Raw genomic sequence first — 12,522 nt, forward strand, 5'->3', positions numbered from 1 at the left:
GGTTATGCTCTGAAGCGGGGTGGCACTAGCTGTGTGGATCGTTGTGCCGGCTTTCCCATTCGTTTACTTCGCGCTCCGCTTCTGCTCTGGCATAGCCGTAGCGCTCCTGAATTTTGCCGATCAGCTGCTCGCGTCTGCCTTCGATCACGCTCAGGTCATCATCGGTCAGCTTGCCCCACTGCTCTTTGCATTTTCCTTTAAACTGTTTCCAGCTGCCACTCGCTTCATCTCTGTTCATTGCATCTCTCCCCGGTTTGCTGAGCCAGACGGTATGCCACCACAGCGCGGGCTGAACCGCCGTATAACCCGCGTGCTGTCACGTTAAGGTTAACCGCTGCAGCACAAACTGCCAGTTTTGTGGGCTACCGCCTGACCGGCTGCTATCACACGCTGAACCAGCTGTCGCGCTGCCAGTGATGACGCCAGATCAGCCCGAGCGTAATGCCTCTCAGCGCGAGAAATACGGTAATAGCCAGCCATAAACCATGATTCCCGAGCCACGGCAGCGTCAGCAGCGTCAGCGCATAGCCCAGCGCCGCCAGCAGCATGCTGTTGCGCATATCCCGGCCGCGCGTGGCTCCGATAAACATCCCATCCAGCAGATAGCACCAGACGCCAGCCAGCGGCAGGATCACCTGCCAGATCAGATAGCGGTCAGCCGCCTCACGCAGCGACTCAATCGAGGTCAGCAGCGCGATAATTGCCGGACCGCAGAGGGCGTAAATCACAGCGAACAGCAGCGCCACAATGCCCGCCTGCCGGCAGGCGGCATACCAGATCAGCCGCAGCCGGCTGCGATCGCCTGCGCCGGTCGCCTCACCGGAGCAGGCTTCCACCGCATACGCAAAACCATCCAGCGCATAGGCAGTAAAAGTCAGGAACATCAGCAATACCGCATTGACGGCGACCACGTCAGCGCCGAGTCGCGCGCCCAGTAGCGTCAGCGAGGCGAAGCAGAGCTGCAGCAGCAGCGAACGCAGCATGATGTCGCGGTTAAGCCGGAACAGGCGCGCGGCGTCGCCGCGCCAGCTGGCTTTAAGCAGCGAAAATGATATGCCGCGCAGCGCCAGCACCCGCGCCACCATCCATAGCCCCACGGCCAGCGTCACATAGTCCGCGACGGCGGTGGCCGCTGCGGCACCCGCCACGCCCCAGTGCCACTGCAGAACAAACAGCAGATCGAGCAGGATATTCACGACGTTGCCGGTAATAAGCAGCACCATCGGCGCGCGCGCATACTGTACGCCGAGCAGCCAGCCGAGGATCACCAGATTTGCCAGCGTGGCAGGCGCGCTGAGCCAGCGGATAGCGATAAAGGTTTGTGCCTGCTGCTGCACCGCCTCGCTGCCGCCCATCAGCGCGGCTGCCAGCTCGCTGACCGGCGTTCGTAGCGCAATGAACAGCACGCCTGCCGTCAGCGCAATCAGCATCGGCTGGATCAGCGCCCGCGCCAGCGCTGGCTTATCGCGGGCGCCGAACGCCTGCGCCGTCAGGCCAGTGGTGCTCATCCGCAAAAAGAGCAGCAGCATAAAGACAAAGCTGGTGGCCGTTGCACCCACGGCTACGCCGCCGAGGTAAACCGGGCTGTCGAGGTGGCCAATGATAGCCGTATCCACAATGCCCAGCAGCGGTACGCTGATGTTAGAGAGGATCATGGGCAGCGCCAGGCGCCAGAGCGTGCGATCAGAAGAGGTAAACAGCGGCATCAGCCAGTCCTGTTATTGCGGGCAACGCGCCTCATGCAGCTGCACGGCGCCACGGTTGGAAGCAGAGGGGTAATATAGCAGACCGCGGCCTGTGCAGGCACAGACCGCAGCGGGGGGACTAACCAGGTATTACAGCCATTCACCGGTACGGACAATACCGACAGCCAGACCTTCAACGGTCAGAGACTGCTGGCGCGTATCCACTTCGATAGGCTGAAAATCGCTGTTTTCCGGCAGCAGATGCACGATAGCACCCTGCTTTTTCCAGCGTTTTACGGTGACCTCGTCGTCAATGCGCGCCACCACGACCTGGCCATTACGCACATCCTGGGTTTTATGCACGGCAAGCAGATCGCCATCCATAATCCCGATATCTTTCATCGACATGCCGCTAACGCGCAGCAGAAAATCCGCGCTCGGCTTGAACAGGTTAGCATCGACCTGATAGTGGGTCTCGATGTGCTCCTGAGCCAGCAGCGGCTCGCCGGCAGCGACACGCCCGATTAACGGCAGTCCGCCGCTTGTCTCTTCTTCCATCAGCAAGCGAATGCCGCGCGAGGCGCCAGAGACAATCTCAATGACCCCTTTACGCGCCAGCGCTTTCAGGTGCTCTTCAGCTGCATTGGGTGAGCGGAAGCCCAGCTGTGAAGCGATTTCAGCACGCGTTGGCGGCATGCCGGTTGTATTAATATGGTCGCGAATCAGGTCATAGACCTGCTGCTGCCTGCTGGTTAACGCTTTCATCCCGCCCCCTGGTTGTTTATACAGTCGCTGTGAGTATATACAGGTATTGGCGAAATGAAAACCGCAGCTGCGGCAAAAATCAGCGATATATCGGTACGGGCGGCCTTAATATGCGTGCGGCCAGAGCAGCGTTATCCAGACAAACAGCGCGAGAAGGATCGTCAGCAGTACGGCGGCAGAACCCATATCCTTAGCGCGGCCCGCCAGCGGATGACGCTCCTGGCCGATTCGGTCGACCACCGCCTCAATCGCGCTGTTGAGGATCTCCACCACCACCACCAGTATCACCGAACCAATTAGCAGTACGCGCGTCACTGCGTCCACATCCAGCCAGCAGGCGACAACTACCGCAATCACCGCTGCAACGGCTTCCTGACGAAAGGCCGCTTCATGTTGCCAGGCTGCGCGTATTCCCTGCCAGGAGTAGCCCGCCGCTTTGATAATACGCAGCAGGCCGGTAACGTTATTTGCCATGAATAGGGAACCCTTGAGTAATTTTGGCGTCAATGAGTGCGCAGCGTGCGATGGCACAGCCACAGATCTCCGCTGCACTTTCTGGTATGCTTGCCGCGCTTTGCTAACAAGAGGCTTCAAGTTGTCTATGTCAGGTTGGCGTAAACTCTATTACAAATTATTGAATTTACCACTCTCTATTTTGGTAAAAAGTAAGGTCATACCGACCGATCCGGTTTCGGAGCACGGTATCGATCCCACTCGTCCCGTGATGTATGTTTTGCCTTATGATTCAAAGGCGGATCTGCTTACATTACGCAACCAGTGTCTGCGGCTTGATCTGCCCGATCCGCTCGCGCCGCTGGAGATTGACGGCACGCTGCTGCCGCGCCATGTGTTTATTCATGATGGCCCGCGTGTCTTTCCTTACTATGTGGCGAACCCGGAGTCAGTGAAACTGTTTCACGACTATCTGGATCTGCATCGTAATAACCCGCAGCTGGATGTCCAGATGCTGCCGGTGGCGGTGATGTTTGGCCGTGCGCCGGGTCGTGAAATTCAGGGCGAGCCTACGCCGCATCTGCGCGTACTGAATGGCGTACAGAAGTTTTTCGCCATTCTCTGGCACGGTCGCGACAGCTTTGTCCGCTTCTCTTCCACCGTCTCGCTGCGCCAGATGGCGACCGAACACGGCACGGATAAGTCGATTGCGCAGAAGCTGGCGCGCGTGGCGCGTATTCACTTTGCCCGCCAGCGTCTCGCCGCGGTGGGACCAAGCCTGCCCGCCCGTCAGGATCTGTTCAACAAGCTGCTGCAGTCGAAGGCGATTGAAAAAGCGGTTGAAGATGAAGCGCGCAGCAAAAAGATTTCGCATGAAAAAGCGCAGCAAAACGCCGTTGAGATGATGGAAGAGATCGCGGCAGACTTCTCATATGAGGCGATCCGCGTTACCGACCGCATCATGGGCTGGCTCTGGAGCCGCCTCTATCAGGGCATTAGCGTCAACGGCGGCGAGCGCGTGCGTCAGCTGGCGCAGGATGGTCATGAAATAGTCTATGTGCCCTGCCACCGCAGCCATATGGATTATCTGCTGCTCTCCTACGTGCTTTATCATCAGGGGCTGGTGCCGCCGCACATCGCTGCCGGTATCAATCTTAACTTCTGGCCAGCCGGGCCCATTTTCCGCCGGCTGGGGGCCTTCTTTATTCGCCGTACCTTTAAGGGCAATAAACTCTACTCCACCGTATTCCGCGAATATCTGGGCGAGCTGTTCAGCCGCGGCTACTCGGTTGAGTACTTTGTTGAGGGCGGACGCTCGCGCACCGGTCGCCTGCTCGATCCCAAAACCGGCACGCTTTCAATGACGCTGCAGGCGCTGCTGCGCGGCGGCAGCCGTCCGATTACGTTTGTACCGATCTACATCGGCTATGAGCACGTAATGGAAGTGGGTACTTACGCCAAAGAGCTGCGCGGCGCAGCGAAAGAGAAAGAGGGCTTTGTGCAGATGGTGCGCGGCCTGCGTAAGCTGCGCAATCTCGGTCAGGGCTACGTTAACTTTGGCGAACCGCTGCCGCTGGTTAACTACCTGAACAAGCATATTCCCGAGTGGCGCGAGGCGATCGACCCGATCGATCCGCAGCGCCCCGCGTGGATGACGCCAGCGGTAAACGATATCGCTGCCCGCCTGATGGTGCGCATTAACGAAGCGGGTGCGGCCAACGCCATGAATCTGTGTGTGACCGCGCTGCTTGCGTCCCGTCAGCGCTCGCTGACGCGTGAGCAGCTGACGGAGCAGCTGGAGTGCTACACCCAGCTGCTGCGCAACGTGCCCTATTCACCGGAAGCGACGGTGCCCGATCTGAGCGCCGAAGCGCTGCTGGATCACGCGATGGGCATGAATAAGTTTGAAACCGAGCAGGACAGCATCGGCGATATCATTATTCTGCCGCGCGAGCAGGCCGTGCTGATGACCTACTACCGGAATAACATTCAGCACATGCTGGTGATGCCGTCGCTGATTGCCGCGATTGTGCAGCAGCACCGCGAAATCAGCGAAGCAGAGCTTCTGCGTCAGGTAAGCCTGGTCTACCCGATGCTGAAAAGTGAACTGTTCCTGCGCTGGGAAAGTGCCGAACTGCCGGCGCTGCTTAGCGCGCTGTGCGCGGAGATGGCGCGACAGGGGCTGGTAACGCAGCTGGATGGGCAGATTAAGCTGAGCGCCGCGCGCTATCGCACGCTGCAGCTGCTGGCAGCCGGTATTCGCGAAACGCTGCAGCGCTTTGCGATCACTTTCGCCATTCTCAGTGCCAAACCGACGATCAACCGCGGCACGCTGGAGAAAGAGAGCCGCACGCTGGCGCAGCGTCTGTCAGTGCTGCACGGTATCAATGCGCCGGAGTTCTTTGATAAGGCGGTATTTACCACGCTGGTGCTGACGCTGCGCGATGAGCGCTATATCAGCGACTCAGGTGATGCCGATGCGGAGCGCACGCACGCGATGTGGCAGATGCTGGCGGAGCTGGTCACCAGCGATGTGCGTCTGACAATTGAGAGTGCAGTCGCACACGAGTAAGGCAAGGCAGGGACGCAGGATGCGTCCCTGCCGGTTCAGAACAGCGCCAGAAACGGCTGCGTATTCAGCAGCACGCCAGCAAATAGCACCAGTCCCACATAGTTATTGTTCAGAAAGGCCTGAAAGCAGGCGTCGCGTTCGCGGCGGGCGATCAGGCTCTGCTGATAGACAAACAGCGCGCCGGCAGCCAGCAGTGACCAGTAGAATGCCCCGTTCAGATTCAGCATACTTCCCACCAGCGCCATCAGCCCCAGCGTGGCCAGCTGCAGCAGGCCAATAATCAGCTTGTCAAAACGACCAAACAGAATCGCCGTAGATTTAACGCCTATCTTCAAATCGTCATCGCGATCCACCATGGCGTACTGGGTATCGTAGGCCACCGTCCAGCAGATGTTAGCGAAGAACACCAGCCAGCAGACTAAAGGTAAGGACTCACTTACTGCAGCCCACCCCATCGGGATCGCCCAGCCAAAGGCTGCGCCGAGCACCACCTGCGGCAGATGGGTATAGCGTTTCATAAAGGGGTAGACCCAAGCCAGCGCCAGCCCGCCGAAAGAGAGCAGGATGGTCATGCGATTCATGGTCAGCACCAGCATAAACGCCAGCAGGCCCAGCGCAGCAAACAGCAGCTTTGCCTCTTTTTCTGAAACCGCCCCGCTCGCTAGCGGCCGGCCGGCGGTGCGTTTGACGTGACCATCCACTTTGCGATCGGCGTAATCATTGATGACGCAGCCGGCAGCGCGCATAACGATGACGCCAAGCACAAACACAATCAGCACCGGCAGCGGCGGCACCGCCATGCCAGCCAGCCACAGCGCCCAGAGCGTAGGCCACATCAACAGCAGCGTGCCGATAGGTTTGTCGATGCGCATCAGGCGGCTGTAAGCCTGCCATTTGCTTACGGATAATGATTTTTGCACGGGTCTCATCCTTGCTGCAGCGCGCGGTAAAGCGGCGATGCCGGTAAAAAAAGTTCAGTTAACAGAAGGGGCTTATCCGACAGGCGCAGGCGCGAACGCCGTCCCCACAGATCGCCGGCCTGGCCGGGATGAATAAAATCGCGGCTCAGCGCTGAAGAGGCAAAAAGATAGCGCCCCAGCGGGCGTGTGCCAAGTTGCTGCAGCATCTGCTCCGGTCCCTGCAGCGTACTCTCGGGCACTACGGTGCGGCCCAGCAGCCACGGCTCGCCGTCGCCGCACAGCACGATTTCGCGCAGCCAGAAGCGCGTATCGTTCGGCAGAAAAGCCGCTTCTGCTGCGACCTCCGCCGCGCTGACAAAGCCTTCACGGATGGGTTGAACGGTAACCTGCCGGCAGTGCTGCTCAAAACGGCGCGTCATGGAATCTTCTTCCATCAGCCAGTCGGTCAGCGGTGCGGGCAGCAGCGAGGAGGCGGGTAACCACTGCAAGGCATATAACTGGCGCAGCGCATCGTGCGACATCAGGCGATCTCCGGCAAAAAAGTTGCCTTAGTTTACCGCAGAGCGCGGCCGCTGGCACGGCCGCGAGCGCCGGAGATGATAAGGGACGTTATTCGCGCTTCAGCCGGTTGCTGTTTGCCAGCCACAGCGTGACCACCAGAATCAGGATCGCAGCGGAATAGCAGAGCGTGTCGAACGGGTTTTTGTGGTCAACGATAATCAGCCGGATAATGGCGGTGATCCCGATATAAACAAAGTAGCGCAGCGGAAAGTGATAGCCCGACTGAAAATATTTCACAATCAGCGCGATAAATTCAAAGTAGAGAAAGTAGATCACAATGCCTTCAATCAGCAGATAGGATGACGCCTGTTCACCGGTGCTGAACAGCACGTTAGCCAGATGAATCGTCTCCTTGCCGAGAAACACCACCAGGATCACGGCCAGGATTAACAGGCCGAGGTTAAGTACCCACTGCAGCACCGTCGCGATGAGCTGACCGGCGGCTGATTTATCTGTCATTGCTGCGTCCTTAATGCGCAAATGAGAAGAGCGCTATCATGCTGCAATGTGATCTGAATCACAATATGACGTTAAGGTGGCGGTTCTCCGTCAGGGGCAGCGTAAACGCCGTGGATATCTCATCGCAGTGAACCGGATTCAGCTACAGTTAACAGGTCGACGCCGCTTCAGGTTATTTATATCTAACGAAAAATTCATGCGGTGCGCTACCGGTCTTCCCCCGCTGCCGTGTTTGCCAGGCAGGCAGCTGGCTGCTTTTTGCCTGGCATACAGGAGCCTGCGACCGTGCTAACTCTGCTTAATCTGCTTTCTGCTGTCGCACTGCTGGTCTGGGGCACCCACATTGTGCGTACCGGCATCATGCGCGTGTACGGCGCCGATCTGCGCCGGGTACTGAGCCGCAGCGTGGAAAAAAAACCGATGGCTTTTCTGGCCGGCATTGGCGTTACCGCTCTGGTACAGAGCAGCAACGCCACTACGCTGCTGGTCACCTCGTTTGTGGCGCAAAACCTGGTCAGCCTGACACCTGCCCTGGTGGTGGTACTGGGGGCTGACGTCGGCACGGCCATTATGGCGCGCGTGCTGACCTTCGATCTCTCCTGGCTCTCCCCGCTGTTTATCTTTTTTGGCGTGGTCTTTTTTCTCAGCCGCAAACAGACGCGCGTCGGACAGATGGGCCGTGCTGCCATTGGTCTCGGGCTGATCCTGCTGGCGCTGCAGCTGATTGTCACCGCAGCACGTCCGATAACGCAGGCTTCGGGCGTGCAGGTGCTCTTCTCCACCCTGACCGGCGATACGCTGCTGGACGCCCTGATTGGCGCCGTTTTTGCCATCATCAGCTACTCGAGCCTGGCAGCGGTGCTGATCACCGCGACCCTGACGGCCGCCGGGGTGATCTCATTTAAGGTGGCGCTCTGTCTGGTCATTGGTGCCAACCTCGGCAGCGGCCTGCTGGCGATGATCAACGCCAGCGGTTCTAATGCGGCTGGCAAGCGGGTGGCGCTCGGCAGCCTGCTGTTCAAGCTTATCGGCAGCATTGCGGTACTGCCGTTTGTTGATTTTATTGCTGAGCTGCTGGATCGGCTGCCGGTGAATGATGAAGAGCTGGTGATCTTTTTCCACGTTTTCTACAACCTGGCACGCTGCCTGATCATGGTGCCGTTTGCGGCACCGATGGCGCGACTCTGCCAGCGTATGATTTCTGACGATGCAGAGCATCAGGCGCATCTCAAGCCCAGACATCTGGATAAAAGCGCGCTGGATACGCCTGCGCTGGCGCTGGTCAATGCCGCGCGTGAGACCCTGCGCATGGGCGACGTGCTGGAGCAGATGCTGGAGTCGTTCAGCCGCGTAGTCCGGGGCGAACTGCGTGAATCGCACCGGGTGCGGCAGCTGGATGATGATGTTGACGTGCTCTATACCGCGATCAAACTCTATCTGGCCCGCATGCCGCGCGAAGATCTGGCAGAGGAGGATGCGCGGCGCTGGGCTGAAATTATTGAGATGGCGCTGAATCTTGAACAGGCGGGTGACATCATTGAGCGCATGAGCGGTGACGTTGCGGATAAATCGTTGCAGGCGCGGCGGGCCTTTTCGGCAGAAGGGCTGGAAGAGCTGAATACACTGCAGGAGCAGGTGCTGAATAACCTGCGCCTGAGCCTCTCGGTATTTCTGTCGCATGATATCACCAGCGCGAAACGTCTGCGGCGGGCCAAACATCGCTTCCGTATTCTGATCCGCCGTTTCTCTCACTCGCACGTGGAGCGGCTGCATCTGAATAATGTGCAGAGCATTGAGACCAGTTCGCTGCATCTGGGGCTGCTGGGAGATATGAAGCGCCTTAATTCGCTGTTCTGCGCGGTGGCTTACACCGTTCTCGACCAGCCAGATGATGAGCGGGAAGTAGATTAAGGTAAGCACGCAGAGGCGCATTTATACGCCCCTGGTTTAGGGTGTGCACGGTATCAACCGCCATAAGCCGCGTCGTTGGATCCGGTGTGGACATCGGCCAGGGCGTCATTAATGACGCCCCTACGAGGGCGATGTAGGGGGCGCATTTATGCGCCCCTGGTTTATTTACGATAACAAACTAAACGCAATCATGCCGACGATGGCGCCGGTGGTGCCGAGGATGGTCTCCATCAGCGTCCAGGTCTTTAGCGTCTCGCCCTCGGTGGCACCGGTAAAGCGGCCAAACAGCCAGAAGCCAGCATCGTTGACGTGGCTGATAATAATTGAGCCACCGCCGATACAGATTGAAAGTGCCGCGAGCTGCGCGCCGCTGTAGTGCAGCGGTTCGATCACCGGCATCACCAGCCCTACGGTGGTCAGACAGGCCACGGTTGCAGAGCCCTGAATAACCCGGATAGCGCCCGCCAGAATAAAGCAGGCCAGCGCGATCGGCATACCGGCGCCGGTCAGCGCGTGACCCAGCACCGGCCCCACGCCAGAGTCAACCAGCACTTGCTTAAAGACGCCGCCGGCACCGATAACCAGCAGAATAATGCCGGCGGGCTGCAGCGCGCTGCCGCACACCTGCATCACCTTCTCTTTATCCATGCCTTGCCGGTACGCCAGGCCATAGATCGCCACCAGCAGCGCCAGCAGAATCGCGGTAAACGGATGGCCAATAAATTCCAGCCATTCGTAAAGCCGGGTATCCGGCGTGGTAAAGCGCGCACCGATGGTTTTCAGCCCGACCAGCAGCAGCGGAAACAGGATCAGAGAGAGGCTGAAACCAAATGAGGGCAGCCTGCCCTCGTCCACATCCGGCTGATGATCTTCCGGCGGCGCGCTGAAGCTGACGTGGCGGGCGATCAGGCTGCCAAACAGCGGCCCGGCGATCAGCATCCCCGGAATGGCTGCGCAGAGTCCCAGCAGGATCATCCAGCCAAAATCAGCGTGCATTTGTGCCGCCAGCAGCATCGGCGCAGGTCCCGGCAGCAGAAACGCCGCCGCCGCCGCTACGCCGGCAAACAGCGGGATCACCAGCTTCACCAGGTTGTCATGCGTGCGGCGCGCCACCGCAAAGGCGATGCTGATCAGCAGCACCACCGCAACTTCAAAAAACAGCGGCAGCGCGCAGATCAGCCCGGCGATCCCCATCGCATAGTGCGCCCGGCTCTCGCCAAAGGTTTTCAGCATCCGGATAGCGATCTGATCCACCGCACCGGTTTCATGCAGAATTTTGCCGAACATTGCGCCAAGCGCTACGACGATAGCAAGAAAGCCCAGCGTGCCGCCCATGCCTTTCTGCATCGTATCGGCGATCTGATCGAGTGGCATACCGGAGAAAAGTCCGGCGCCAATAGAAACTAACATCAGGGCGACAAAGGCGTGCATCCGCGCTTTCATTACCAGAAACAGCAGCAGCAGGACAGAGCCTGCTGCGGTTAACACCAGCGTTGCGGTACTCATTACTCGCCCTTGTTGATTGCTTCCCTGATGGTCGCAACCGTAGCTGCAACAACGTCATCCAGCGAGTGATTGATATCCACCATCAGGACATCAGCCTCATCTGTGCCAGGCTCCTGCAGCGTGGCAAACTGCGTTACCAGCATCTGCGGCTTGAAGAAGTGACCCTTACGGGCTTTGAGGCGGGTTTCAATAGTTTCGAAATCGCCTTTCAGATAGATAAATTTCAGGTTGTGATTGCCCTGGCGCAAAATGTCGCGATAGGACTTTTTCAGCGCCGAGCAGACGATAATCGACACCGCCTGAGTGCGCTGCATGGCAAAAGCCGCGTCGTTCAGCGCCTGCAGCCACGGCTGGCGATCGTTGTCATCCAGCGGATGGCCTTCCGCCATTTTCATGATGTTGCTGCGCGGATGAAGGAAATCTCCATCCAGAAAAGCGGTATTCAGTTCGTGTGATACCCGATTAGCAACGACAGACTTTCCGCTGCCGGATACACCCATCAGGATAAAAACGTGATGTGATGAAGATGGCGTGATCATAGTTTTGCGCTCCGGCAGCTTATTCTGCCAATGTTACCGATAACAAATCTGTCATTCATTGTCGGAGTGCGTCCCGATGCTGACAACCCTCGTCAGCCGGAAAAGCGTAAAAGTGTGAAGTGGCTCATACAATCGCCAAAATCAGATGCTGTCACCTTCAGCAATCTCAAAGCCGATATCGAGCGGGCCGCTAAATGAACGATCGCCACCAATGCGCGCCAGCAGCATGGCAGCCGCCTCGCTCCCCATCCGTTCGCGCGGTGTCAGCACGGTTGCCAGCCGCGGCGTCACGACCTGCGTAATATCGTGACCATGAAAGCCCGCGATCGCCATCTGCTCCGGCACGCGCAGCCCCTGACGCTGGCATTCAAACATGGCGCCTACGGCCAGGTCATCGTTAGTACAGAACAGACTGTCGGTTGCCGGATAGCGCTTTTGCGCCTCGCACAGCAGCTGCGCGCCGGCGCTGAAGGAAGAGGCGTCTTCCATCATCACGCTGTGCGGCGTCAGCCCCGCCTCGCGCATTGCCTGTTCATATCCCTGCTGCTTCTGCAGCGTACGTTCATCGAGCCGCGCCCCCAGGTAGACCGTATGGCGATGCCCTTTCTTCAGGATAGCCTGCGTCATCTGTCGCGCCGCTTCGACATTATCAAATCCCACCGCCATATCCAGACACGGCGTGACGCTGTCCATGATCTCAATGACCGGGATCCCGGCTACCTCCAGCATGCGCAGCGTACCGGTGGTATGGGTGCGTTCGGTTAAGATCACGCCGTCAATATTCCAGCCCAGCAGCGAGCGCAGCTGCCGCTCCTCTTTTTCCGGATTGTAGCCAAAGTGCGCGACCAGCGTCTGATATCCCGCCTCATCGGTCACGGTTTCAATTCCGCGCAGCACGTCAGCAAAGACCTGGTTGGTCAGGGAGGGCAGCAGCACGCCAATGGCGCGGCTGGTGGCGTTTGAGAGCATATCGGGTGCACGATTAGGGATATAGCCCAGCTCATCCAGCGCGACGGCAATTTTGTCACGCAGCGCGGCGGAGACCCGCTCCGGGTCGCGCAGATAGCGACTGACGGTCATTTTGGTGATGCCGACGCGATCGGCGACGTCCTGTAATACCGGTCTTTTCTTCTTCATCGTATGCACCTGAG

General features: G+C 58.6%; 12 protein-coding genes. 2 read left to right on the forward strand and 10 right to left on the reverse strand.

Features of this window, described 5'->3' with window-relative positions; genetic code table 11:
• Positions 1-25: 25 nt before the first annotated feature.
• From B4M48_RS03150 to B4M48_RS03165, 4 genes are all read right to left on the reverse strand, one after another.
• Positions 26-238: a CsbD family protein gene (locus tag B4M48_RS03150; RefSeq protein ID WP_071668452.1), complete on the reverse strand. Its 213-nt coding sequence runs from the start codon at positions 236-238 to the stop codon at positions 26-28.
• 145 nt (positions 239-383) lie between these two features.
• Complete coding sequence (dinF, locus tag B4M48_RS03155) at positions 384-1,706, reverse strand: MATE family efflux transporter DinF (RefSeq protein WP_039381969.1); 1,323 nt, start codon at positions 1,704-1,706, stop codon at positions 384-386.
• Between the two features lie 129 nt (positions 1,707-1,835).
• Entirely contained in the window at positions 1,836-2,450 is a 615-nt protein-coding gene (gene lexA, locus B4M48_RS03160; protein WP_039381966.1) for a transcriptional repressor LexA, read from the reverse strand.
• Positions 2,451-2,555: 105 nt separating this feature from the next.
• Entirely contained in the window at positions 2,556-2,924 is a 369-nt protein-coding gene (locus B4M48_RS03165; protein WP_039381963.1) for a diacylglycerol kinase, read from the reverse strand.
• A gap of 127 nt (positions 2,925-3,051) precedes the next feature.
• Between B4M48_RS03165 and plsB the strand changes: the two genes are divergently transcribed.
• Positions 3,052-5,475 carry a glycerol-3-phosphate 1-O-acyltransferase PlsB gene (gene plsB / locus B4M48_RS03170; RefSeq protein WP_039381961.1) on the forward strand — a complete coding sequence of 808 codons (2,424 nt, stop codon included), beginning with the start codon at positions 3,052-3,054 and terminating at the stop codon, positions 5,473-5,475.
• Between the two features lie 35 nt (positions 5,476-5,510).
• Here plsB and ubiA read toward each other — a convergent pair whose 3' ends face one another.
• The 3 genes from ubiA to psiE form a co-directional block, all read right to left on the reverse strand.
• Entirely contained in the window at positions 5,511-6,395 is an 885-nt protein-coding gene (gene ubiA / locus B4M48_RS03175) for a 4-hydroxybenzoate octaprenyltransferase (RefSeq protein ID WP_039381959.1), read from the reverse strand.
• A gap of 5 nt (positions 6,396-6,400) precedes the next feature.
• Positions 6,401-6,916, reverse strand: a complete 516-nt coding sequence (gene ubiC / locus B4M48_RS03180) for a chorismate lyase (protein ID WP_039381957.1) — start codon at positions 6,914-6,916, stop codon at positions 6,401-6,403.
• A gap of 88 nt (positions 6,917-7,004) precedes the next feature.
• Positions 7,005-7,415, reverse strand: a complete 411-nt coding sequence (gene psiE / locus B4M48_RS03185) for a phosphate-starvation-inducible protein PsiE (RefSeq protein WP_039381954.1) — start codon at positions 7,413-7,415, stop codon at positions 7,005-7,007.
• Between the two features lie 285 nt (positions 7,416-7,700).
• Here psiE and B4M48_RS03190 point away from each other — a divergent pair, with 285 nt between their 5' ends.
• Complete coding sequence (locus B4M48_RS03190; RefSeq protein ID WP_039381952.1) at positions 7,701-9,326, forward strand: Na/Pi cotransporter family protein; 1,626 nt, start codon at positions 7,701-7,703, stop codon at positions 9,324-9,326.
• 165 nt (positions 9,327-9,491) lie between these two features.
• On the opposite strand, the gene gntU is transcribed toward B4M48_RS03190, so the two are convergent.
• The 3 genes from gntU to gntR form a co-directional block, all read right to left on the reverse strand.
• Positions 9,492-10,832, reverse strand: coding sequence for a gluconate transporter (gene gntU / locus B4M48_RS03195; protein ID WP_039381950.1), 1,341 nt, complete (start codon positions 10,830-10,832; stop codon positions 9,492-9,494).
• Complete coding sequence (gntK, locus tag B4M48_RS03200; protein WP_286876919.1) at positions 10,832-11,371, reverse strand: gluconokinase; 540 nt, start codon at positions 11,369-11,371, stop codon at positions 10,832-10,834. The genes gntU and gntK overlap by 1 nt, the downstream gene beginning before the upstream one ends.
• Positions 11,372-11,512: 141 nt before the next feature.
• Positions 11,513-12,508 (reverse strand): gluconate operon transcriptional repressor GntR, encoded by a 996-nt coding sequence (gntR, locus tag B4M48_RS03205; RefSeq protein WP_039381945.1) that lies wholly within the window; start codon positions 12,506-12,508, stop codon positions 11,513-11,515.
• Between the last annotated feature and the right edge of the window lie 14 nt (positions 12,509-12,522).

Source organism: Pantoea sp. UBA6567, assembly GCF_002434165.1.
Classification (GTDB): domain Bacteria; phylum Pseudomonadota; class Gammaproteobacteria; order Enterobacterales; family Enterobacteriaceae; genus Pantoea; species Pantoea eucrina.

Excerpts from the sequence above, each read along its gene's own strand:
- B4M48_RS03150 (WP_071668452.1), bottom strand. The coding sequence starts at position 238 with ATGAACAGAGATGAAGCGAGTGGCAGCTGGAAACAGTTTAAAGGAAAA.
- dinF (WP_039381969.1), bottom strand. The coding sequence starts at position 1,706 with ATGCCGCTGTTTACCTCTTCTGATCGCACGCTCTGGCGCCTGGCGCTG.
- lexA (WP_039381966.1), bottom strand. The coding sequence starts at position 2,450 with ATGAAAGCGTTAACCAGCAGGCAGCAGCAGGTCTATGACCTGATTCGC.
- B4M48_RS03165 (WP_039381963.1), bottom strand. The coding sequence starts at position 2,924 with ATGGCAAATAACGTTACCGGCCTGCTGCGTATTATCAAAGCGGCGGGC.
- plsB (WP_039381961.1), top strand. The coding sequence starts at position 3,052 with ATGTCAGGTTGGCGTAAACTCTATTACAAATTATTGAATTTACCACTC.
- ubiC (WP_039381957.1), bottom strand. The coding sequence starts at position 6,916 with ATGTCGCACGATGCGCTGCGCCAGTTATATGCCTTGCAGTGGTTACCC.
- psiE (WP_039381954.1), bottom strand. The coding sequence starts at position 7,415 with ATGACAGATAAATCAGCCGCCGGTCAGCTCATCGCGACGGTGCTGCAG.
- gntU (WP_039381950.1), bottom strand. The coding sequence starts at position 10,832 with ATGAGTACCGCAACGCTGGTGTTAACCGCAGCAGGCTCTGTCCTGCTG.
- gntK (WP_286876919.1), bottom strand. The coding sequence starts at position 11,371 with ATGATCACGCCATCTTCATCACATCACGTTTTTATCCTGATGGGTGTA.
- gntR (WP_039381945.1), bottom strand. The coding sequence starts at position 12,508 with ATGAAGAAGAAAAGACCGGTATTACAGGACGTCGCCGATCGCGTCGGC.